The organism is Nonomuraea sp. NPDC023979 (assembly GCF_040639085.1).
GTDB lineage: Bacteria > Actinomycetota > Actinomycetes > Streptosporangiales > Streptosporangiaceae > Nonomuraea > Nonomuraea ceibae.
This window is the reverse complement of sequence record NZ_JBEZZG010000003.1, coordinates 212,401-233,814: the sequence shown is the minus strand read 5'-3', so window position 1 is coordinate 233,814 and position 21,414 is coordinate 212,401. Positions and strand designations below refer to the sequence as shown.

General features: G+C 71.1%; 18 protein-coding genes, 1 tRNA gene and 2 pseudogenes. 14 read left to right on the top strand and 7 right to left on the bottom strand.

Translation table 11 applies throughout. From position 1 onward, the window contains the following. The first annotated feature begins 12 nt into the window (after window positions 1-12). The 3 genes from AB0G11_RS07550 to AB0G11_RS07540 all read left to right on the top strand — a co-directional run bounded on the left by AB0G11_RS07550 (window position 13) and on the right by AB0G11_RS07540 (window position 2,218). Window positions 13-687: an NAD(P)H oxidoreductase gene (locus tag AB0G11_RS07550; RefSeq protein WP_357584605.1), complete on the top strand. Its 675-nt coding sequence runs from the start codon at window positions 13-15 to the stop codon at window positions 685-687. A 4-nt stretch (window positions 688-691) separates the two neighbouring features. Then, a complete protein-coding gene (locus AB0G11_RS07545) occupies window positions 692-1,459 on the top strand; it encodes a GNAT family N-acetyltransferase (protein ID WP_357584603.1) in 768 nt (255 codons plus the stop codon). A gap of 390 nt (window positions 1,460-1,849) precedes the next feature. Further along, entirely contained in the window at window positions 1,850-2,218 is a 369-nt protein-coding gene (locus tag AB0G11_RS07540; protein ID WP_357584601.1) for a sulfurtransferase TusA family protein, read from the top strand. 38 nt (window positions 2,219-2,256) lie between these two features. On the opposite strand, the gene AB0G11_RS07535 is transcribed toward AB0G11_RS07540, so the two are convergent. Both AB0G11_RS07535 and AB0G11_RS07530 read right to left on the bottom strand, forming a co-directional pair. Continuing rightward, window positions 2,257-2,661: a VOC family protein gene (locus AB0G11_RS07535; RefSeq protein ID WP_357584599.1), complete on the bottom strand. Its 405-nt coding sequence runs from the start codon at window positions 2,659-2,661 to the stop codon at window positions 2,257-2,259. Between the two features lie 224 nt (window positions 2,662-2,885). Further along, the gene (locus AB0G11_RS07530; RefSeq protein WP_357584597.1) at window positions 2,886-4,142 is read right to left on the bottom strand and encodes a protein kinase; all 1,257 of its coding nucleotides are present in this window, start codon (window positions 4,140-4,142) and stop codon (window positions 2,886-2,888) included. Between the two features lie 151 nt (window positions 4,143-4,293). Between AB0G11_RS07530 and AB0G11_RS07525 the strand changes: the two genes are divergently transcribed. The 8 genes and pseudogenes from AB0G11_RS07525 (at window position 4,294) to AB0G11_RS07490 (ending at window position 14,857) form a co-directional block, all read left to right on the top strand. After that, a complete protein-coding gene (locus tag AB0G11_RS07525; RefSeq protein ID WP_357584595.1) occupies window positions 4,294-5,625 on the top strand; it encodes a 4Fe-4S binding protein in 1,332 nt (443 codons plus the stop codon). Then, the gene (locus tag AB0G11_RS07520; RefSeq protein WP_219504630.1) at window positions 5,625-6,299 is read left to right on the top strand and encodes an NADH-quinone oxidoreductase subunit J; all 675 of its coding nucleotides are present in this window, start codon (window positions 5,625-5,627) and stop codon (window positions 6,297-6,299) included. The genes AB0G11_RS07525 and AB0G11_RS07520 overlap by 1 nt, the downstream gene beginning before the upstream one ends. Beyond that, window positions 6,299-6,622: pseudogene (gene nuoK / locus AB0G11_RS07515) on the top strand (NADH-quinone oxidoreductase subunit NuoK); the annotation flags it as partial. The gene AB0G11_RS07520 and the pseudogene nuoK, both read left to right, overlap by 1 nt. Before the next feature lie 524 nt (window positions 6,623-7,146). After that, on the top strand, window positions 7,147-8,901 hold the full coding sequence (locus AB0G11_RS07510) for an NADH-quinone oxidoreductase subunit L (RefSeq protein ID WP_357584593.1): 1,755 nt from the start codon (window positions 7,147-7,149) through the stop codon (window positions 8,899-8,901). A 43-nt stretch (window positions 8,902-8,944) separates the two neighbouring features. Next, window positions 8,945-10,783 (top strand): NADH-quinone oxidoreductase subunit M, encoded by a 1,839-nt coding sequence (locus tag AB0G11_RS07505; protein ID WP_357584954.1) that lies wholly within the window; start codon window positions 8,945-8,947, stop codon window positions 10,781-10,783. Further along, on the top strand, window positions 10,780-12,354 hold the full coding sequence (locus AB0G11_RS07500; RefSeq protein ID WP_357584592.1) for an NADH-quinone oxidoreductase subunit N: 1,575 nt from the start codon (window positions 10,780-10,782) through the stop codon (window positions 12,352-12,354). The genes AB0G11_RS07505 and AB0G11_RS07500 overlap by 4 nt, the downstream gene beginning before the upstream one ends. A gap of 144 nt (window positions 12,355-12,498) precedes the next feature. Further along, complete coding sequence (gene htpX / locus AB0G11_RS07495) at window positions 12,499-13,350, top strand: zinc metalloprotease HtpX (RefSeq protein ID WP_219504636.1); 852 nt, start codon at window positions 12,499-12,501, stop codon at window positions 13,348-13,350. Between the two features lie 16 nt (window positions 13,351-13,366). After that, window positions 13,367-14,857 carry a hypothetical protein gene (locus AB0G11_RS07490; RefSeq protein WP_357584590.1) on the top strand — a complete coding sequence of 497 codons (1,491 nt, stop codon included), beginning with the start codon at window positions 13,367-13,369 and terminating at the stop codon, window positions 14,855-14,857. On the opposite strand, the gene AB0G11_RS07485 is transcribed toward AB0G11_RS07490, so the two are convergent. Together AB0G11_RS07485 and AB0G11_RS07480 are read right to left on the bottom strand one after the other, a co-directional pair. Beyond that, entirely contained in the window at window positions 14,832-15,296 is a 465-nt protein-coding gene (locus AB0G11_RS07485) for an NUDIX domain-containing protein (RefSeq protein WP_357584952.1), read from the bottom strand. The genes AB0G11_RS07490 and AB0G11_RS07485 overlap by 26 nt on opposite strands. Window positions 15,297-15,313: 17 nt before the next feature. Then, window positions 15,314-16,045 carry a TetR/AcrR family transcriptional regulator gene (locus AB0G11_RS07480; protein ID WP_357584588.1) on the bottom strand — a complete coding sequence of 244 codons (732 nt, stop codon included), beginning with the start codon at window positions 16,043-16,045 and terminating at the stop codon, window positions 15,314-15,316. A 129-nt stretch (window positions 16,046-16,174) separates the two neighbouring features. Between AB0G11_RS07480 and AB0G11_RS07475 the strand changes: the two genes are divergently transcribed. Both AB0G11_RS07475 and AB0G11_RS07470 read left to right on the top strand, forming a co-directional pair. Then, window positions 16,175-17,683 carry an MFS transporter gene (locus tag AB0G11_RS07475; protein WP_357584586.1) on the top strand — a complete coding sequence of 503 codons (1,509 nt, stop codon included), beginning with the start codon at window positions 16,175-16,177 and terminating at the stop codon, window positions 17,681-17,683. 20 nt (window positions 17,684-17,703) lie between these two features. Beyond that, the gene (locus tag AB0G11_RS07470; RefSeq protein WP_357584584.1) at window positions 17,704-19,095 is read left to right on the top strand and encodes a serine hydrolase domain-containing protein; all 1,392 of its coding nucleotides are present in this window, start codon (window positions 17,704-17,706) and stop codon (window positions 19,093-19,095) included. A gap of 177 nt (window positions 19,096-19,272) precedes the next feature. On the opposite strand, the gene AB0G11_RS07465 is transcribed toward AB0G11_RS07470, so the two are convergent. Next, window positions 19,273-19,773 carry a YajQ family cyclic di-GMP-binding protein gene (locus tag AB0G11_RS07465; protein ID WP_219504645.1) on the bottom strand — a complete coding sequence of 167 codons (501 nt, stop codon included), beginning with the start codon at window positions 19,771-19,773 and terminating at the stop codon, window positions 19,273-19,275. Between the two features lie 246 nt (window positions 19,774-20,019). Between AB0G11_RS07465 and AB0G11_RS07460 the strand changes: the two genes are divergently transcribed. Beyond that, a tRNA-Tyr gene (locus tag AB0G11_RS07460) sits at window positions 20,020-20,104 on the top strand. 266 nt (window positions 20,105-20,370) lie between these two features. Here the strand turns inward: AB0G11_RS07460 and AB0G11_RS07455 are convergent. Beyond that, window positions 20,371-20,523: pseudogene (locus AB0G11_RS07455) on the bottom strand (helix-turn-helix domain-containing protein); the annotation flags it as partial. A 305-nt stretch (window positions 20,524-20,828) separates the two neighbouring features. Next, window positions 20,829-21,317 carry a hypothetical protein gene (locus tag AB0G11_RS07450; RefSeq protein WP_219509274.1) on the bottom strand — a complete coding sequence of 163 codons (489 nt, stop codon included), beginning with the start codon at window positions 21,315-21,317 and terminating at the stop codon, window positions 20,829-20,831. Window positions 21,318-21,414 lie beyond the last annotated feature (97 nt).

Genomic DNA, 21,414 nt, shown 5'->3' with positions numbered 1-21,414 from the left:
CCGACTCCTTCCGTGACTGCTGCGCCGATCTCGTCGGAGGTGCCGGAGGCCCGGCCCGCCGGTGCGCCGCGTGCGCTGCTCGTGGTGGCGCACCCGCGCGCCACCTCGCTCACCGCGCGCGCCGCCGGGCGGGCGCGGGCCCGCCTGGAACGGGACGGGTACGAGGTCGACCTGCTCGACCTGTACGCGGAGGGCTTCGACCCCCGCATGCCCGTCGAGGACGAGCCCGACTGGAACGACCGCGGCAAGACGTACACCCCGGACACCGAGGCGCACATGCGCCGGATCGAGGCGGCCGACACCATCGTGGTGGTGTTCCCCGTCTGGTGGTTCAGCCTGCCGGCGATGCTCAAGGGCTGGATCGACCGGGTGTGGAACTACGGCTTCGCGTACGGCGTCCGTCCCCCGGGCCGCCTGGCCGGCAAACGGATGACCTGGATCGGCCTGGCCGGCTACTCCGAGGAGCACTTCACCTCGGCAGGCTGGGACAAGCTGCTCACCCAGCAGCTGGCCCAGGGCATCTCCGCCTTCTGCGGCATCCCGGACGCGTCCGTACACCTCGTCTACGCCACCGTCCCGGACGCCGCCGCCGACGACGCCCACGTGAGCCGGATCCTCGACGAGGCCGAGGCCGCCGTGGCCGCTGGAAATCAGGTTGCCGCCGCCGACGCCCTCCTGCTGAAGTGAGCGGATGGATCGTGACGAAACGCTCGCCCTGTTCGACCGCGAACTCCGGCAGGGCGCGCAACCGGACGGCCCCGGCAGCCGCGTGGAGCGGATCGGCGGCGTGATCCGGACGACCGGAGACGCCTGGAACGGCATCATCTGGTCAGACTTGGACACCTCCACCGCGGATGCCACGATCGCGGCCCAGCTCCGGTACTTCGCCGAGCTGGGCCGTCCGTTCGAGTGGAAGCTCTACGACTACGACCGTCCCGCCGACCTCGCGGACCGGCTCCTGGAAGCCGGGCTGACCGCCGAGCCGCCGGAGGCGCTCATGGTCGCCCGCGTCGCGGACCTGCCGGATGCCACCGTCCCCGACGGCATCCACCTGCGTCCCGTGACCCGCCCGGACGACGTTGCTCTGATGGCCACCGTGCACGACCAGGCGTTCGGCACCGACTCGGCGCGCCTCATGGCGAGCCTGACCGCGCAGCTCGCCGACGAGCCGGACCGGGTCTTCGCCGTCCTCGCCATGGCCGGCGACACCCCGGTCAGCGCCGCCCGCCTCGAACTGAACCCCGGCACCCACTTCGCCGGCCTCTGGGGCGGGGGCACGGTCGAAGCCTGGCGCGGGCGCGGCATCTACCGGTCGCTCATCGCCTACCGCGCCGCCATCGCGGCCGAACGCGGCTACGAGTACCTCCAGGTGGACGCCTCCGACGACAGCCGCCCCATCCTGCAACGCCTCGGCTTCCACCACCTGGCCACCACCACCCCGTACACCTGGCACCCCTGACGCCCCGCCCACCGCTCACGCCCCGCCCACCGCTCACGCCCCGCCCACCGCTCACGCCCCGCCCACCGCTCACGCCCCGCCCACCGCTCACGCGTCGGTCACCGCACCGCCCGCACTCACACCCGCAGTCCAGCACCCGCGCCGCGACGCATCCGCACCCCCGCATCCGCACCCCCGCATCCGCACCCCCGCATCCGCACCCGCACGCCGCGACGCACCCCCGCCAGCCACGTGGGGCCACCGGGACCGGGTACGTGATCACAATGGCCCAGTACGCGCCTGCGCTACGCGGGGACGGACGGCGGTGGGCCCGGGCGGTGACGGCTTGACGGGCGGCGGCAGGATGGAACCCAGCAGGGCAGAATCGGTGCCGGCACGAAAAGGGACCCCATGACCGAAAGCGGCATGAACGACACCCCCATGAACGACGACGCCCCGGCCGGCGGCGACGACGCCAGGGTGAGCGGCGGCGGTGAGTCCCAGCCCGGACCGGTGGTGCTGGACGGCGGTGACCGCCGCTGCGTTCAACTGTTGATCGAGCTGCGCCGCCTGGTGACGGACCTGCCGTCCGGCACCGTCGTCCACCTGATCGCCACGGACCCGGCCGCGCCGATCGACCTGCCCGCCTGGTGCCACCTGACCGGCCACCACTACCTCGGCCCCGTCCCCGGCAACGACCGCCCCACGTACGCCGTCAGCGTCCAGGCCGACGCCCGCCGCACCGACCCGCAGGCCCCCTGGCACTCGACCCCCTCCTGACCGACCCCCTCCTGACCGGCCCATCGGCCGGCACGAGGTCAGTCGGCCTGCGCCGCAAGCGAGGCGTACAGGTCGACCCCGCCCCCGTCCGGGTCGGCCACCGTGGCGTACCGCATCCCCCAGAACGCGTCGAACGGCTCGGCGATCCCCTGGTAACCGGCCCCGACCAGCTCGGCGTACTTGGCGTCGACCTCGGCGGGCGAATCGAACTCGAAGCACAGCAGCGTACGCGGCCCGCCCTCCGGAGCCCTCCAGCCCGGCAGGAACGGCGTACGGAACCCTTCCGTGTCGAGCATCACGTGCAGCCCGCCGGGCAGGTCGCACCCGGCATGCTCGGGCGAGGCGGCGTCGAGCTTGAACTCCAGCCCGAGCCTGGCATAGAAGGCGATCGACGCCTCCATGTCCGAGACGATGATGTCGATGGTGTTGAGCGCGGGTCGCATTTGTCCTCCCCAGGTCGTGACTGCGGCAAGCGCTGCCCGAACGTCCCGCCCCAGCTCCGCCTGCCGTCGTTCCCTCACCCAAGAGACGAACGGCCCGCCCCCACACACGACACCAACCCCGAAACTTACGCCCCCATGCCCAAACCCCGGCCCGGTCCCCAGCCCCGAGCTCCAGCCCCGAGCCCCTGGCCCCACGGCACCCCGGCCCTGACCTCCCGGTTGGGTCAGTGCACGATGGCCAGCATCACGTCCGAGGCGCTGGGCCGGTCGTCGGGGCGTTTGGCCAGGCAGGAGCCCACGACCCCGCGAATGGACGGCGGTAACGGCGACAAGTCCGGATGATGCGTGAGCACCCGGTTGAAGACCGCCGGCACGCTGTCCTCCCCGAACGCCGGTCGCCCCGTCGCCGCGAACATCATCGTCACGCCCCAGCTGAACACGTCCGACGCGGGCCCCACCTGCTCACCGGACAGCTGCTCGGGCGACATGTACGGCGGCGTGCCGACCATCTTCCCGGACGTCATCGTCACCTGGTCGAGCGCCCGCGCGATGCCGAAGTCGATCACCCGCGGCCCGTCGTTGCCGATCAGCACGTTGCTCGGCTTGAAGTCACGATGGACGACCCCCGCCTTGTGGATAGCCGCCAGCGCACCGGCTGTGGACAACGCCAGCCGCGTCAGGCTGTCCTCATCCCTGGGGCCGTGGTTGCGTACGAGCTGCTCCAGGGACGGGCCGTCCACGTACTCACTCACGATGTACGCGAACTGCCCCGAAATGCTCACATCCAGCACCCGGGCCGTGGAGAACGTCGCCACCCGGCGGGCCGAGTCCACCTCCCTGGCGAACCGGGCCCTGGCCGTCTCGTCGACCAGGTCGTGCAACACCTTGACGGCCACCCGTACCCCGTTGGGCGCGGTCGCCAGGTAGACGGCGCCCTGTCCGCCGCGCCCGAGCGAACGCACCACCCGATAGTGCCCGATCCACTCGGGCTCGCCGGGGCGGTGCTGGTAGGAGGGCGAGGTGGTGCGCTGGTGGATGGACGGCCCGTGTTGCCGGTGAGCAGGGCCGTGCTGCTGGAGGGTGGGCCCGTGCGGGTGATGGGCGGGGCCGCGCTGCGCGTAGGACGGAGGGTGGGGCTGGACGGGCCGGTAGTGGCGGGCCTTGGCCATCGCGGGCACGAGGATGCCCGAGTGGATCACCCCGCTCACCCACGCCCCCACGAACATCAGCGAGATGATCGTGCCCAGCGGCTCGGGCATGTCCTCGACCTGGTCGTACGTCATCAGCGACACCACGAACGCGCCGATGCAGACGCCGTAGGCGCACGCGGCGACGAACTGCCACACGCTCCGCAGCCAGAACGCCGCGAACCCGATCGTGAACGGAGTCGCCAGACCACACGAGATCAGCGACAGAACGGCCCACACCACGGAAGCGGTCCAGGCGCCTGCGCTGGGACGGATCGGATGGCCGTACGACATGGCGAGAGACTATCGCTCCCTACTTGCACAAATCCGGCGTGACGCCTTCCTGTGGATAACTGTCCGCCAGCCTGTGGATAGCTGTGGAAAACCTGGGGACAACGCGCTTGCTCATTCACGTGCGCGGCCAAGTGCGCCATGATGTTGAACCATGGCGCGGATTCCCGGCGTAGGGCTGGCAAAGGGGTTGACCATCACCCTTCGCCACATGCTGCGCAAATCCGTCACTCAGCAGTATCCCGAGGTCAAGCCCGCCCTGCCGCCGCGCAGCCGAGGAGTTATCGCCCTCGTTGAGGAGAATTGCACCTCCTGCATGCTGTGTGCGAGGGAGTGCCCCGACTGGTGCATTTACATCGACTCCCACAAGGAGACCATCCCGGCCCCTGAAGGCGGCCGTGCCCGCCAGCGCAACGTTCTCGACCGGTTCGCCATCGATTTCGCCCTGTGCATGTATTGCGGCATCTGCATCGAGGTGTGCCCGTTCGACGCCCTGTTCTGGTCGCCGGAGTTCGAGTACGCCGAGGGGGACATCCGCAACCTTCTTCACGAGAAGGACAGGCTCGCCACCTGGGTCGAAACCGTCCCGCCGCCTCCCGCCCACGATCCAGGCGCCGAGCCCCCCAAGGAGCTCACGGCCGCCCCCCGCCGCCCCGTACGCGAACCCGCCGCCCCCCGCGCTCGTACGGGCGGCGCCGAGGCCACCCGCCCGGGAACGGCCGGAACCGCGGACAAGTCAGGCGCGACCGGAACCCCGGGCGCCTTCCCGGCAGCGCCCGAAGCCTCGGACGGCCCATCGGGAACGGCCCGAACCTCGGGCGCCGCTCGACGTGGCACGCCCGGGGCGCCGGACGCAGGCCCCGGACGCCCTGCCGGGCGCGGCGATGCGTCGGGAGAAGCCGCCGGTCCGAGCGGCCGTCCCCAGCCCGGCGACGCGGAGTCCTCCCAGGTCACCGGCGATGCCGCACCCGCGCGAGACGCCGGTGACGCCCCACGCGCCGAGGCGGGCGCACCTCGCCAGGACACCACTGCGGCTCCGCAGGAAGCGCCCGAACAGCCCACTCCGGGCACCGGAACCCCGCCCGGCCAGGACCAGCCCGCCCGTGGCCGTCCGCGCCGTTCCATGGCGAACGTACGCGGCATCCGCCCCCCTGGCGCGCTGCCGTCCCGCCCCGAGAGCCCCACGCCCGGCTCGCCGGAAGGGGAAGCCCCTGCGGCTGGGGCTGCGGAAGGGGAAGCGCCCGCTACGCCGGGAGCCGGCACGGGCTCGTCCCCTGACAGGGACGCCACCGGCGAGGCGTCATCCACAGGCGCGCCCGCCGAGGGAGAGTTTTCCACAGGCGCGGAGGAATCGGGCCCGGCGTCCGGTCCACCGGGGCAAACTTCTGGCGCGAGCCCACGCAGGCGCAGGATGGCCGATCCACGCTCCATCCGTCCACCTGGGCGGCTCGACCCTGACCAGTCGAGGGAGACCGAGGAGGAGTAGTGACCGAAGCGGTGCCCTCCTACCTGTCGCCCACCGGGCAGGAGATCATCTTCTTGCTCCTGGGCGCTGTGGCAGTCGGATCGGCGCTGCTCGTCGTCACGACGCGGCAACTCGTCCATGCCGCCCTCTGGCTGGTGCTGACCTTCGGCGCCCTGGCGGGCTGCTACCTCGTTCTCACGGCCGAGTTCGTGGCCTGGGTGCAGGTGCTCATCTATGTGGGCGCCGTGGTGGTGCTGTTGCTGTTCGGCATCATGCTGACCCGTGCGCCGATCGGCCCCTCGACCGACCTCGACAGCCGCAACAAGGTCACGGCGGCCGTGGTGGCCGTGGCGACGGCGGCGGTCCTGGTCACGGTGGTGATCGACGGGTTCCGGATGGCCTACTCGCCGCTCACCCCCGGTGCGGGCGCGGCCAGTGAGCTGGGCGGGAGCATCTTCAGCACGTGGGTGCTGCCGTTCGAGGCGCTTTCCGTGCTGTTGCTGGCGGCTCTCATCGGCGCCATCGTCCTGTCCCGCACCGACATCTCCGGCAACTCCGGCGGATCCCGTACGGATGACCCGTCCGCCCCTTCGGACCCCTCCGAGCCCGGCACCTTGAGACGCCCCGACGCCTCCGCGGCTCCGCCCGGAGGAGAGGCAGCCGACGGGCCGCACCGCATGGACGGGGGGCTTTGATGCACATCGTCTACCCCGCTGTCGTGTCGGCGCTGCTGTTCTCCATCGGCGTCTACGGTGTGCTGGCCCGGCGCAACACGATCCTGGTGCTGATGTCGGTCGAGCTGATGCTCAACGCCGTCAACCTCAACCTGGTCGCGTTCGACGTGTGGCTCGGCGATCTGCTGCACAGCGGGCAGGTGCTGACGCTGTTCGTCATCGTGATCGCCGCCGCCGAGGTGGGGGTCGGGCTGGCGATCGTGCTCGCCCTCTACCGCAACCGGCGGACCGTCGACATCGACCACCTGCGCGACCTCGCGGAGCCTGCCGACCCGCCCGCCGAGACGTACGAAGAAGCCCCCGCCGACGACCGCCTCGTCCGCTCGGCCGCCCACAGCGGCGGCCTGACCAGCGCCAGCGCCCGTGCCGGCAGCCCGCCTGGCGCGAACCTTCCGGCAGGTGGTTCGCCTGGTACGGGCTCCCGGGAGGGCGGGCCGGCCGGTCCAGGGGTGCCGGGTGATGGCCTGACCGGCGCGGATGCCCCACGTCCGGACAACATCCCGCGGCGCACGAACGATCAACCGGCTCCGGGCGGCCCCGAGGGGGGCTCGGCTGTGCGGGGCGATGGGCGTCGGGTCGATCGAGGAGGGGATACGCCGTGACGACCTTCCCGTTGCTGGCCGTACTACTGCCCTTCCTGGCCGCCGCCGCAGGCCTCCTGCTGTCCCGATGGCCCCACGGCCGCGTATCCCCAGCCGGGGCGCCAAGCCCAGGGCATGGCCATGACGGCCGGAGCGGCAACGACGCGGCGGGCTCATCGGTGCCGGCCGATCGGCGAGCCAACCAGCGGGCCGGGTGGATCGCGGTCGTGCCGACAGCCGCCTCGGCGGTGCTGGCCGCGTGGGTGGCCTGGGGGCACGGGTTCGGGTTCCTGACGGGCACGGGAACGTCGGCTGCCGTGGGCGAGACGTACGGGACCATCGAGACCGGCGGCGTGCCCATCTCGCTCACCCTGCAGGCGGACGCCCTGTCCGGCCTGCTCGGGGTGCTGGTGACGGTCGTGGCGCTGGCCGTGCAGGTCTACTCGATCGGCTACCTGCGCGACGATCCCCGCTACCCGTCCTACAGCGCGTTCATCAGCCTGTTCACCGCCGCCATGCTGCTGGTGGTCTACGCGGGTGACCTTCTTGTCCTCTATGTCGGGTGGGAGGTCATGGGCCTGTGCTCGTACCTGCTCATCGGGCACTGGTGGGAAGATCGCGGCAATTCGCGCGCAGCGGTCAAGGCGTTCCTGGTGACGCGGCTGGGTGACGTCGGGTTCCTGTTCGGGATCTTCGTGCTCGGGATGGGCGCGGGAAGCTTCCGGATCGGCGACGTGCTCGCGCGGGTGCCCGAGATGTCCGCCGCGACGCTGGTCACCGCGACGATGCTGCTGCTCGCGGGCGTCGCCGGCAAGAGCGCGCAGGTGCCGCTGCACACCTGGCTGCCCGACGCGATGGCGGGACCGACGCCGATCAGCGCGCTGATCCACGCCGCCACCATGGTCGCCGCGGGCATCTTCCTCGTGGCCAGGCTGTTCCCGGCCTTCGCCGCCGCCCGCCCGACGCTCGACGTGCTCGCGGTGCTGGCCGCGCTCGGCATGCTCGGCGCGGCGCTGGCCGCGTTCGCCCAGGACGACCTGAAACGCGTTCTCGCCTACTCGACCGTCAGCCAGCTCGCCTACATGGCCGGCGGGCTCGCGGCCGGCTCCGACACCGCCGCGATCTTCCACCTGATCGCGCACGGAGCGTTCAAGGCGCTGCTGTTCCTGTGCGCGGGCGTCGTCATCCACCACGTCGGCTCCAACCTGATGACGCGGATGGGCGGGCTGCGACGCGAGCTGCCGGTCACGTTCGCGGCGACGACGGTCGGGTTCGCCGCGCTCATGGGCCTGCCTCCGGCCAGTGGCTTCTTCAGCAAGGACGCGCTGCTGGTCACGATGGAGGGCGCGCTCGCGGGCGGCCTCGCCGACGCCGCCGCGCTGCTCCTGTACGGTTGCGCGCTCGCGACCGTCGCCGTCACCGGCGCCTACGCCACCCGGGCCTGGCTGCGTACCTTCTTCGGCCCGACGCGCACCGTCGCGCTCCCCGAGCCCGAACCCGGCACCGCCCACGTCATCGACACCCGCGAAGCGCCGCGCACGATGCTCGTGCCCGTCGTGATCCTCGCGGTGCCGGCCCTGCTGCTCGGGTTCGCCGGCGGGGTGCACCTCGACGTGCCGGTGGCCGCCACCAGCGTCGCCCTCGCGCTGCTCGGCGCCGGGGTGGTGTACGCCGCCTGGCGCGCCGACCCCGTGGCCGACCCGGCGCGCCTGCTCGGGCCGCTCCGGGTGCCGTGCGAGCGGGCATTCTACGTCGACAGCCTGTACGCCGCGATCTTCGTACGCCCTGTCGTGTGGCTGTCCAGGCTCGTCGTCAGGACGGACGACACGGTCGTCGACGGCGCGGTGCGCGGCTCGGGCCGGTCGGCGTACGGGCTGTCGGGGATGCTGAAGCTCGCCCAGAACGGCAACGTGCAGCTCTACGTGAGCGGCCTGCTGGCCGGTGTCCTGCTGATCGCGGTGGGGGCGGTGGTGTTCACATGACTCCTGACCTGGCCGTCCCGCCCGGCGGGGCGGTGGTCGCATGATGGGCTGGGTGTCGGTCGCGCTGATCGCGGTGCCGCTGGCCGGGGCCGTGGCGCTGCTGGTGGCGCCGGGCGCGCTCCGGCCGGTGCTGCGGATCTACGGGCCGATCGTGTCCGGGGTGACGCTGGTGCTGGCCGTGGTCATGCTGGCCGCGTTCGACCATGGTCAGGCGGCGCGGCCCCAGTTCGCGGTGGACCAGCCGTGGATCCCGGGGCTCGGACTGCGGTTCCACCTGGGCGTCGACGGGATCTCGCTGCCGTTGGTGGTGCTGACGGCGCTGCTGACGTTCCTCTGCTTCGCCTACCTGGGCTGGGGCGGCGGCAGGCGGCCAGGGCAGCTCCTGAGCGCGCGGCCGGGAGGAGCGCGGCCGAGGGCGCTGGTGTTCACGCTGCTCGTGCTCGAAGTCGGCATGATCGGCACCTTCCTGGCGCTCGACCTGCTCCTGTTCTTCGTGTTCTTCGAGATCGTGCTCGTGCCCATGTACTTCCTGATCGCCGTCTGGGGCGGCGAAGGGCGGCGGCGCGCGGCGGTCAAGTTCATCCTCTACACGCTGCTCGGCTCGGTCGTCATGCTGCTCGGGCTGCTGCTCGTCTGGGCGCAGACCGGCACGCTCGACATCGTGGCGCTCGGCGACGCGCACGGCGCGGGCATGCCGAGGGCGGTGCAGGTGCTGGCGTTCGCCGCGATCGGGATCGGGCTGGCGGTCAAGACGCCCATGTGGCCGCTGCACACCTGGCTGCCCGACGCGCACACCGAGGCGCCCACGGTCGGCTCGGTGCTGCTGGCGGGGGTGCTGCTGAAGATGGGCACCTACGGGTTCGCCAGGATCGCGATCCCGATCCTGCCCGAGGGCGCGGTGGCTGTGGCGCCCTGGCTGGGGGCGCTGGCGGTGGTCGGCATCGTCTACGGGGCGCTTGCCTGCCTCGCCCAGCGCGACCTCAAACGCATGATCGCCTATTCGTCGGTCGGGCACATGGGGTTCGTACTGCTGGGGTTCGCGACGCTGACCACGGTGGGGATCAACGGCGCGCTGTTCGCCAACGTGGCGCACGGGCTGATCACCGGGCTGCTGTTCTTCGTGGCCGGGGGGATCAAGGACCGCTATCACACGGGCGACATGCCGTCGCTCGGTGGCGGCATGCTGGCGACGCTGCCGCACCTCGGGGCCGTTCTCACGTTCGCCGCGATCGCGTCGCTCGGGCTGCCGGGGCTGGCGGGGTTCTGGGGAGAGATGCTGGCGCTCCTGGGCGCCTTCCAGCCGGGCGGGGGGCTGCCTCGGGGGCTGTTCCTCACGTTCATGGTCATCGGTGGGCTGGGGGCGGTGCTGACGGCGGCGTACTTCCTGGTGATGCTGTCCCGCCTCACCCACGGCGTCCCCTCAGTCCCCGCCGGCCCCGCAGTTCCCGCCGTTCCCGCAGGTCCAGGCTCCGCCCCGGTGGTGACGGGGCCGGGCAGCGACGCGGTGGAATCGGGCGTGGGCAGCGACGCGGGGGCGACGGGCGCGGGTGCCGGCGCGGTGGTATCGGGCGCGGGTGCCGGTGCGGGGCTTGACGAGCGGGCCGCCGCGGTTTCGGCGACTGCCGAGGTGACCGGGGACGCGGCCGGGTGGGAGACGCCGGACGAACGCCCCGTACAACCGCTGGAAGCGCAGCCGGAGCAGGCCCGGTCACCTGGACGCGACGACGGCTCGCCCGCCGCGGGGATGCTCGACGTGCAGCGGTACGAGCTGGTCGCGTGGGTGCCGCTGATCGTGCTGACCTTGCTGTTCGGGCTCTGGCCCAAGCTGCTGCTCTCGCTCACCACGCCCGCCGTGCAGAACCTGCTGGGGGCCCTGTCATGATCCAGGAGATCGACTACTTCGCCATCGCGCCGCCCCTCACGCTGGCCCTCTTCGCCGGGCTGGTGCTGGTGCTCGACGCCTTCCTGCCCGCCCGGCCGCGGGTCAGGCCGGCGTTGGGGCTGGTCACGCTGGCGGGGGTGCTGGTCGCGCTGGGGTTCGTGGTGGCGCAGGCGGTCAGGGGCGGCTCGGCGCTGTCGACGTTCTGCGTCCCGCCCGGCCTGAACGCCCCGGGCGGGGGCTGCTCGTACGTGGTCGACCGGTTCACGCTGATCCTCGCCGGGCTGGTGCTGGTGGCGGCCGTGGTGGTCGTGCTGATGTCGATGACCGAGCTGGCCAGGGGCGACATCCCGGTGGGGGAGTGGCACTTCCTCCTGCTCTGCACCCTCGTGGGCGCGGTCATACTGCCCGCCTCGCGTGACCTGATCATGCTCGTCGTGGCGCTCGAACTGGTCTCGCTCCCGGTCTTCGCCCTCACGGCGCTGAAACGCTACGACGGCCGCTCCTCGGAGGCCGCGGTCAAGCTCTTCCTGGTGTCCGTGGTGTCGACCGCCGTCATGCTGTTCGGGGTGTCGCTGCTGTACGGGATCGGGGGGAGCGTCTTCCTGGACCGGCTCGGCGCGGTGCTCGGCGGTGAAGCGGCGGCGCCAGGCCGGCCCGGCGCGGGGGCGTCCGTCCTGGGGGCGTCCGTGCTGGGGGCCGAGCACGGCCTGCCGGGAGTGGTCACCGTCGGGGTCGTCCTGGTCGTGGCGGGGTTCGCGTTCAAGATCGCGGCGGTGCCGTTCCACGCCTGGGCGGCGGACGTCTACCAGGGCGCGCCGATCCCGGTGGCCGCGCTGCTGTCGGTGATCTCGAAGGCCGCCGGGTTCGCCGGGCTCATCCTCGTCCTGGTCACCGCCCTGCCCGGCCAGGCGGGCGCCTGGGTGCCGATCGTGGCGATCCTCTCGGCGCTCACCATGACGGCGGGCAACCTGCTGGCCATGCGCCAGCGCTCCGCCGTACGCCTGCTGGCCTGGTCGTCGGTCGCCCAGTCGGGCTACATCCTGGCCCCGCTCGCGGTGGCGCCCGCCGGGACCGGGGCCGGGGCCTCGGTGGCGTACCTGGTCATGTACGCCGCCATGAACCTGGGGGCGTTCGCCGTGGTCATGCTCGTCTCCCGGGTGGCCCGGCGCAACGAGCTCGACGACTACCGGGGGCTGGCGTTCCGCAGTCCGGTGGCGGCGTTGGCGCTGGCGTTCTGCCTGCTGTGCCTGGCGGGGTTGCCGCCGGGGCTGGCGGGGCTGTTCGCCAAGATCGTGGTGTTCCGGGAGATCGTCGACGGCGGGGCCGGGTGGCTGGCGGTGGTGATGGCCGTCAACACGGTGATCGGGCTGTACTACTACGTCGCCTGGACGGCACGGCTGTTCGTCCCTGTGACTGCGATAGGGGGAGCCGTTCGGGAGGGGGCGGCTCAGGCGGTGGTCGCGCCCCGGTCGGCTCCGGCGGTGTGGGCGGCGATCGGCGTGGCGGTGGCGGTGGCGGTCCTGTTCTCGGCCGCGCCGCAACTGGTGCTCGACCTGACGACGGTGACCTGAAGCCGCCGATTCGTCTCACGCTCGCCCGAGGGGCGGCCCTTACGCAGGGTTTCGTCTCGTGCGTGACCGGTGGGGGCGGCGGGGAACGCTGGAGCAGGGCATCGTCGTTGTACCAGGTGAACCCGGACCACGAAGGGGGGAACCTTGCACCACAACGGTCTGCGCACCGCGATCCTGCTCGGCGGCCTGTCTGCGCTGATCCTCGCCGCGGGCGCGTGGCTGGGCGGCGGCACCGGTCTGCAGATCGCGTTCGTGCTCGCCCTGGTGACCAACGGCTTCGCCTACTTCTTCTCGGACCGGATCGCCCTGTCGGCGATGCGCGCCCGGCCGGTCAGCGAGGTCGAGCAGCCCACCCTCTACCGGATCGTCCGAGAGCTCTCCACCGAGGCCCGCCAGCCGATGCCCCGCCTGTACGTGTCGCCGACCGTGCAGCCGAACGCGTTCGCCACCGGCCGCAGCCCGCGCCGGGCCGCCGTGTGCGTGACGTACGGCCTGACCCAGCTGCTCGACGAAGCCGAGCTGCGGGGCGTGATCGGGCATGAGCTGTCCCATGTGTACAACCGCGACATCCTGATCTCGTCCGTCGCCGGCGCCCTGGCCACGATGATCACCTGGGTGAGCTATGTGGCGGTGTTCTTCGGCGGGTCGGATGACGACGAGGGCCCGGGGTTCGTCGGGGCGCTGCTCATGATGCTGCTCGGCCCGGTGGCCGCCGGGATGATCCAGATGGCGATCTCCCGCAGCCGCGAGTTCCAGGCCGACGAGGCGGGGGCGCGGCTCACGGGTGACCCGCTCGCGCTGGCCTCCGCGCTGCGCAAGATCGAGATGGGCGCGCGCAGGCTGCCGCTGCCCGAGAACAGCCGCCTGACCTCGGCCTCCCACCTGATGATCGCGAACCCGTTCAGCGGCGCCGGCCTGGGCCGCCTGTTCTCGACCCACCCGCCCACCTCCGAGCGCGTGGCCCGGCTGGAGCGCATGGCGGGCTACCGCCGCTGACGCGAGAATCGGGGCCATGCGACGATCTTCACGGCTGACCGAGGCCGAACGGAAGCTCTGGGACGCCTTCCCGACCGGCCGCATGGTGACGTTCGCCCCTTTCGAGCCGGGCCCTGACTGTTCAGCCGGAGCCAACGCGCCCCTGGACGGCCACACCTGGGGTCCCGAGCGCACGGTACGCGCCGAGGTGATCGCGAAGCTGCTGCTGGGCGCCCGCGAGACGGGCACGGGGACGGTCCCGGCGGTGCGGCTGACGGGCGCGCGGATCACCGGCCCGCTGGAGATCGTCGGCGGCACGGTCGACCACGAGCTGGTGCTGCACGGCTGCTACCTGGACGATCCCGTCCTCATGGGCGGCACGACGACGCGGATCATCCGCCTGACCGACTGCCGCTTACCCGGCTTCAGCGGCGGCGGCATGCGGGTGGCCGGCCATCTGAGCCTGTCGGGCTCGTACGTCCAGGGCACGGTCCGGGTGGCTCGCGCGCAGTTCGAGACCGGGCTGTGGCTGGCCGGGACGAAGGTGGTCGCCGCCGAGGGGGATCCGGCGTTCTACGCCGACGCCATGGTGGTGGATTCGGTGACGCACATGCGCAACGCCGACTTCTCCGGCGCCGTACGCCTGGTCGGCGCGCGGCTCAACGGCGGCTTCCAACTGGACCACGCCAAGCTCCGCAATCCGGGCGAAGAGGCGCTCGTCGCCGACGGCCTGGTCGTCGAGGACTCGATGAGCTGCACCGGCGACTTCCTGGCCCTGGGCTGCCTGCGGCTGCGGGGCTCGCGGATCAACGGCCGGTTCTCGCTCCGCGGCGTCGTCCGCAGCCCCGACACCACGTACGCGCTGCACGCCAGCCACATCGAGGCGCGCGAGTTCCTCATCAAGCCGGCCGAGCGGATCGACGGCGTGGTGACGCTGGCCCACTCCACCGTGGGCACCCTGCACGACGACGTCGCCACCTGGCCGGACAAGCTCCGGCTGAACGGGCTCACGTACGACCGCCTGCGCGGCCACGGCTTCGCGCGCCGGATCGAGTGGGTGAGCCGCGATCCGGAGGGCTTCCGGACGCAACCGTACGAGCAACTGGCCGACTGGTACATGCGCGGCGGCAACGACGCGCTGGCCCGCCGCACCCAGCTCGCCAAGATGCGCGGGCTGCGGGGGATCAGCGGGCCGCGTACCCGGTTCTGGGGACGGCTGCTCGACGCCACGGTCGGCTACGGCTACCGGCCCTGGCTGGCGGCGGTGTGGTTCGGGGCGCTGCTCGTGCTGGGCACGGTGGTGTTCGGGCTGAACCCGCCGCGTGCCGTCAAGCCCGGCGAGAGCCCGGTGTTCGACTCGTTCGCCTACACCTTCGACCTGCTGTTGCCGCTGTCGACGTTCGGGCAGCGGGACCAGTTCGACCCGGCGGGGTGGACGCAGGGGCTCGCGTACGGGCTGATCATCTCGGGCTGGATCCTGGCGACGGCGCTGATCGCGGGCGCTACGCGGGTGCTCCGGCCGTCGTGATCTTGCGCAGCAGCGCGGCCAGGTCCTCCGGGTAGAACGTCTCCCGCGTCGCGTCGAGCTCGCCGGCGCTCCACCAGCGGTGGCCGACCGTGGTGTCCTTCTCGATCGGCTCCATGTGCTGGAACGACACCTCGACCGCCTCGACGCGGACCGCGTAGAGCGTCTCGTCCTGGGTGATCGCGTAGCGGCCGAACGTGAACTCGCGGGTCTCGGTCCGGTAGGGCCCGGTGAACCGGTCGGCCGGCACCCGCAGCCCCGCCTCCTCGAACAGCTCGCGCGAGGCCGCCTCCGGCAGCGTCTCCCCCTCCTCGACGGCCCCGCCGATGGTGAACCAGAACAGCTCGTCCGGCCGCGCCGGATCGAACCCGTGGAGCAGGAGCACCCTGCCCTGATCGTCGAGAGGCAGGACGCGCGCCGTGAAGCGGCGCAACGGGATCATCGTCACGTCCGCCAAGCTTACGACCGCGGCAGCCGCGCCTCGATGCCGTCGAGAACCCGGTCGAGCCCGTACGTGAAGCTGTCTTCGCGGTTCTTGGCCGGATCGGTGTCACGGTAGGCGGTGTAGAGGGCGCGGATCCGTGGATGGTCGCGCGCGGCCTCGTCGGCGGACGGCCACAGCGCCTTGATCCACTCGTGCTCGCTCCGGTTGTCGCGCGCCATCCTGGACAGGGCCGCTGCCTCACTCATCGCGATGCCCAGCACGTACGAGATGAGGGTCTTCCCGGCGCGATCGGCCTCGAACAGGTCGAACCCCGCCTTCTCGAACAGTCCGAGCATTTCATCGGACAGTCGCAGGCTGTTGGGCCCGTGGAAGGACGAGACCACCTCGTCCAGCACGTGCACGGTCCACGGGTGCCGCAGGATCATGTCGCGCCAGCCGCGCGCTAGCGTGGCGGCGGCCTCCCGCCAGCCGGCCGGATCGTCGGCTACGGGCACCTCGATCTCGCCGAACACCTCGTCGACGACCAGCTCGATCAGCTCGTCCTTGTTGGCCACGTGCCAGTAGATCGCGGTGGCGACGGAGCCGAGCTGCCCCCCGAGCCGCCGCATGCTGAGAGCGCTGATGCCCTCGGAGTCCAGCAGCCGCAGCGCCTCGGCCACGATCTGCTCCCTGCTCAGTGATGGCTGCTCGCGTCGCGCGCGGCGCGGCCGGGTCCACACCGAGGGGTACGGCTGCTGTTCGGACAAGGCGTCCTCCTCTTCTCCCGCCCAGCTTAGCGAGCGTTTGCACACTGTGCGAGTCATTGGACGTTGTGCAAGAATTGAACACTGTGCAATGCTAACTGCACACCGTTCAATCAGAAGGGGGTGCTCCTGATGGAGCGTCATCCACGGCGTTGGCTGATCCTGCTGGTGCTCTGCCTGAGCACGCTCGTCCTGGTCGTCGACAACGGCGTGCTCACCGTGGCGATCCCGCCGCTGACCGAGGACCTGGGCGCCGGCGCCCAGGACATCCAGTGGATCATCGACGGCTACATCCTGGTCTTCGCCGGGCTCCTGCTCACCGCCGGCAGCCTCTCCGACCGCTACGGCAGGCGCCGCGTCATGATCATCGGCCTGGTGCTCTTCGGCGTGGCGTCCCTGCTGGCCACGTACGCCGCCAGCCCCGGACAGCTCATCGCCGGACGCGTGCTGATGGGCATCGGCGGCGCCCTCGTCATGCCGAGCACGCTGTCGATCCTCATCACCGTCTTCGACGACGGCGAACGGCGCAGGGCCATGTCGATCTGGAGCTCCGTGCTGATGGTCGGCCTGGTCGGCGGCCCGGTCGTGGGCGGCGCGCTGATCGCCGAGTTCTGGTGGGGATCGGTGTTCCTCATCAACGTCCCCGTCGTGGTCATCGCCATCGCCGCCGCCCTGGCCTGGATGCCGGAGTCCAAGGGGCCGTGGCGCAAGCCCGACCCGATCGGCGCGATCCTGTCCGTGACCGGGCTGACCGCGCTCGTCTGGTTCATCATCGAGCTGCCGCACCGCGGCCTCGGCGACCCCGGCACCCTGGCCGGGCTGGCCGCGGCCGTGCTGGGCCTGGCCGCGTTCGTGATCTGGGAGCTGCGGACCCCGTACCCGATGGTGCCGCTGCACCTGTTCCGCGACCGCAACTTCAGCGGCGGCAGCCTCTCGCTCGTGCTCGTTCAGATCGGCAACGGCGGGCTGCTGCTGGCCATGGCCCAGTACCTGCAGTTCGTGCTCGGCTTCACGCCCACCCAGGCCGGGCTCGCCATGGCGCCGATGGCGCTCGCCGTGATCCTCGTCAACGCCGTCGCGGCCACCCTGGGCCAGCGGCTGGGCAACCGGCCGCTGACCGTGGCCGGACTGCTCGTGCTGGTCGCCGGGTTCGCGGTGCTGGCGACGTTGTCGGCCGACGACGGGTTCGGGATGGTGGCGGTCGCGCTGGTGCTGTTCGGGATCGGCGGCGGCCTGGCCCAGCCGGCGGCCATCGCGGCGCTCATGGGCGCCGTCCCGCCGGAGCACGCCGGGGTCGGCTCGGCGCTCAACGACACCGTCCAGCAGGCGGGTGCGGCGCTCGGCGTGGCGGCGCTGGGCAGCGTCCTGGCCGGGACGTTCACCGCGACCATGCCCGAATCGGCGCCGGAGCAGGCGCGCCGGTCGATCGGCGACGCGCTCGTCGTGGCCGCCCGCACCGGCGACGGCGGGCTGGTGGACACCGCTCGCGAGGCGTTCACCGGGGCCATGTCGCTGAGCTTCGTCGCGGGAGCCTGTGGCGCGCTGGCGGCCGCCGTCCTGGCCTTCGCCCTGCTACGGGACCGCCGGGGCGCGGCGGCGGCCTCCGCTGGTTCCACGGAAGAACTGACCGCCACTCACTGACGCCCTTGGGGGGATATTTCATGATTGCGCAGCGTTTCGACCGCACCCAGCATTTCGACAACGCCCAGCAGTTCGACCACGCGCGCTGGCAGGCTCGTCTCGACGAGTTGCGTGCCGCCCACCGCGTGCCCGGCGCGACCCTGGCCGTGCTCACCGGCGGCCAGGTGCACGAACTGGCCAGCGGCCTGCTCCACCTGGGCACCGGCGTGGAGGCGACCACCGACTCGGTGTTCCAGCTCGGCTCGATCGCCAAGGTCTACACCGCCACGCTCATCATGCAACTGGCCGAATCCGGCACGCTCGACCTCGACGCGCCCGTACTGGACGTCCTGCCCGACTTCGCCACCGCCGACCCGGCGGCCACCCCGCTGATCACCCCTCGGCGGCTGCTGAGCCACACTTCCGGCCTGACCTGCGACTTCACCTACGACGGCGGCCGGGGTGACGACTGCCTGGCCCGCTACGTCCGAGCCGCCCGGGGCGTCGCGCTCGACTGCCCGCCCGGGATCGCGGTCTCGTACAGCAGCGTCGGCTACAACGTGCTCGGCCGCATCGTCGAGGTGCTCACCGGCCAGACCTGGGACGACGCGCTGAAGGACCGGCTCCTCACCCCGCTCGGGCTCACGAGGACGATGACGCTGCCCGAGGAGGCGCTGCGGTTCCGCGCCGCCATGGGCCACCTCGGCGCCGACCCGGAGCCCGCCCCCGCCTGGGATCTCATGCCCAGGTCAGCGGGCCCGTACGGCAGGGTCATCGCCACCGCGGGCGACGTCGTCAGGCTGGCCGGCATGCACGTCGCGGGCGGCGCCGGCGTGCTGGCGCCCGCGACGGTCGCGGCCATGCAGCGGCGCGAGGTCGAGGTGCCGGACAAGTGGACCGTCAGCGCCGACGCGTGGGGGCTCGGGTGGACGCTGTACGACTGGTCCGGCGTGCCGGGGTTCGGCCACGATGGGGCGTCCATCGGGCAGTACGCGTACCTTCGGGTGGTTCCGGGGGCCGGGGTGGCCGTGGCGCTGCTGACGAACGGCGGGGGTGCGCGGCGGCTCTACGCGGATCTGTTCGCGGAGCTGCTGGGGGAGTTGGCGGGGGTGCGGATGCCGGAGCCGTTCGGGCCGCCGGTGGAGCCGGTCGCGGTGGATTTTTCACGGTTTGCTGGGAAATATCAGCGTGAGGGGGTGGATATCACCGTTGATGCTGATGGGCACCTTGTGTATGAGTTCGTCGGTGGGATGAAGAACTTCTCCCCGCCGCTGGAGGCGGACCTGGTCCCCGTGACGGACACGGTCTTCGCCGCCGAGGCGGCCGGCGCGTCGTTCAGCGACGATTGGATGCCGGTGATCTTCGCGACCCTCCCGGACGGCACCGAGTGCGCGTACATCGGCATGCGAGCAGCCCCCAAGCAGCCTGCCTAGGCGGTACGGCGGGCGGCGGCCATGATGCGGCGGCCATGATGTGAGGCGGGGACGGCATCGACAGGCCAGTAGGCGGGAAGGGGCCGCCAGGGCGCTGGGCGGGAAGACCTCGCTGGCGGAAAGACCTCGCTGGGCGGAACGCGCCTCCCCACCGGGCAGCGCGTTCTGCCACCCTCGCTAGCGGTAGTTCACGAACTGAAGGGCGATGTCCAGGTCCTTACCCTTGAGCAGGGTAATGACGTCCTGAAGATCGTCCTTCTTCTTCGAGCTGACCCGAAGCTCCTCACCCTGGATCTGCGCCTTGACCCCCTTGGGCCCCTCGTCGCGGATCAGCTTGGAGATCTTCTTCGCCTGCTCCTGGTCGATGCCCTCCTTGAGGCTGACCAGCATCCGGTACTCCTTGCCGGACAGCTTCGGCTCGCCCGCATCGAGAATCTTCAGAGACAGGCCGCGCTTGACCACCTTCTCCTTGAACACGTCGAGCGCGGCGTTCGCCCGCTCCTCGCTGTTCGCCTTGATCTCGATGTTGTTCTGCCCGGACCAGCTGATGGCCGCCCCGGTCCCCTTGAAGTCGAAGCGGTGCCCGATCTCCTTGACCGTCTGGTTCAGCGCGTTGTCGACCTCCTGCCGGTCGATCTTGCTGACGATGTCGAAAGATGAATCGGCCAAAGCGCACATCCTCTCAGCTGCTGGGTGTCATCTGGGACATCTGCCTCCGTGCCCGGTGAACACGGGCCCAGCGGATGAGCCTAGCCAGCATCTGCCCGCCGTGCAGGATCCGACCCCGGCCCCCGTCCCCGGGTCGCCCGGCCGACCGGGTTTCGGCGGTGCGCCAGGCCAAGATCCGGCGCGGGACAAACCGGTGTCACGTACACCTCCGAAGTCCGCTATCCTTCTTTCTGTCGCCGCGAGAGCGGATGGCACGGCAGGTTGCCCGAGTGGCCAAAGGGAGCGGTCTGTAAAACCGTCGGCTCAGCCTACGCAAGTTCGAACCTTGCACCTGCCACCAGCAGTAGCTGCAGGTCAGAGGCCCTTCGGGGCCTCTTCTGCGTTTCAGGGGTGTGCAACCAGATGCAGCCCTGAGCGGCCGTTTGTCGGTGGTCACGGGATATACGCGGGATGGATCTGGGGCGTTTCCTCAGATGGGCGCCCATGATCGGGGCTGTATGTGGGATGCTGCCGCCTCTCAACGTCGAAAGGCCCGGGCGACGAAGGACGGCGTCTTGCTGGACTCGTTCCGGGTGATCGGCCAGAACTTCACGTCGTAGCAGGTGTTCACGCCGCCTCCCGGAGGTCTTCCAGCCAAGCTGTGAGTTCCCTGCGATAGATACGGATCTCTCCGTTGGGCAGCTTGAAGCCCTGAGGTGCCTTGCCGATCTCACGCCAGCGGTAGAACGTCCGGCGCGAGATGCCGCCAAGTGCGTCAAGCGGCGGCGCGGCGCGCCGCCGTACCCCCGGCCCTTCGCCCGCCCGCCGTCCGGGAGTGCGGCCTGGAGGCCGGTTCCGGACGGCGCGGGTCTGCGGGCCGGGCGCCGCACGGCCTCACCGTACTGACCGAACGCCTCGGCCGTGGTTGCCACGCCGCCGCGCAGATACAGCCCTCACGACCGCCTCTGCATGGCGGGCCACCGCACAAAGCTGGGGGCGATCGTCTATCCGTGCTTCGTTCCTCGGCACGGCTCACCGGACAACGTGGTTACGGTCCGCTTCCGAACCGAGGCAAGTCCATCGGGTCAGCTGGTTTCCGGTGCCTGGCGGGCAAGGTGCCGCTTGGAACCCGAGGTGGTCGGTCCAAGCGTGACACCAGCTGGCAGTGGTGATACCGGCTTTCTAATCCTGGGAATCACGCCGACCTGGTACTCGTCCTCGTAGATCAGTTTGCCGGGGTCGCTCGCGCGTACGAGGTCGCATCGCACTCCGTGCACCGTCAATAGATCTCGCAACGGCTCCAGACGGGCGAGCATCGCGCCCGTGGGGGCGCTCTTGAACCACGTGATCGCGCCGATGGAGTTCCCATCGGCATAGAACGGCGGCTCGGGCAGGTGCTCGCGGAACCAGTCGTCGATGTCGAAGTAGAGTTCTTCTTCCTCCGGTGTGAGCAAGTTCTTGCGTCGCAGGTGGTCGACGGCGACGAAGATGCCGACCTCGACCCCCAAACGACCGACGTAGTCGACCTGAAGTCGCAGGTATGGCGTCTCATGACTTGTCACGTCGTCAGGCACAGGATGCTCCGAAGTCTGGGCGGCGTCTGAACTGTGCGTAGGGTTCGAAGAACAGTAAGCCCGAACCCCCTGAGTAGCTGCTCCTCGGAGGCGGGCC

Excerpts from the sequence above, each read along its gene's own strand:
- AB0G11_RS07490 (WP_357584590.1), top strand. The coding sequence starts at position 13,367 with ATGCGACGATCTTCACGGCTGACCGAGGCCGAACGGAAGCTCTGGGAC.
- AB0G11_RS07545 (WP_357584603.1), top strand. The coding sequence starts at position 692 with ATGGATCGTGACGAAACGCTCGCCCTGTTCGACCGCGAACTCCGGCAG.
- AB0G11_RS07475 (WP_357584586.1), top strand. The coding sequence starts at position 16,175 with ATGGAGCGTCATCCACGGCGTTGGCTGATCCTGCTGGTGCTCTGCCTG.
- AB0G11_RS07530 (WP_357584597.1), bottom strand. The coding sequence starts at position 4,142 with ATGTCGTACGGCCATCCGATCCGTCCCAGCGCAGGCGCCTGGACCGCT.
- AB0G11_RS07505 (WP_357584954.1), top strand. The coding sequence starts at position 8,945 with ATGGGCTGGGTGTCGGTCGCGCTGATCGCGGTGCCGCTGGCCGGGGCC.
- AB0G11_RS07470 (WP_357584584.1), top strand. The coding sequence starts at position 17,704 with ATGATTGCGCAGCGTTTCGACCGCACCCAGCATTTCGACAACGCCCAG.
- AB0G11_RS07500 (WP_357584592.1), top strand. The coding sequence starts at position 10,780 with ATGATCCAGGAGATCGACTACTTCGCCATCGCGCCGCCCCTCACGCTG.
- AB0G11_RS07535 (WP_357584599.1), bottom strand. The coding sequence starts at position 2,661 with ATGCGACCCGCGCTCAACACCATCGACATCATCGTCTCGGACATGGAG.
- AB0G11_RS07525 (WP_357584595.1), top strand. The coding sequence starts at position 4,294 with ATGGCGCGGATTCCCGGCGTAGGGCTGGCAAAGGGGTTGACCATCACC.
- AB0G11_RS07485 (WP_357584952.1), bottom strand. The coding sequence starts at position 15,296 with ATGATCCCGTTGCGCCGCTTCACGGCGCGCGTCCTGCCTCTCGACGAT.
- AB0G11_RS07540 (WP_357584601.1), top strand. The coding sequence starts at position 1,850 with ATGACCGAAAGCGGCATGAACGACACCCCCATGAACGACGACGCCCCG.
- AB0G11_RS07465 (WP_219504645.1), bottom strand. The coding sequence starts at position 19,773 with ATGTGCGCTTTGGCCGATTCATCTTTCGACATCGTCAGCAAGATCGAC.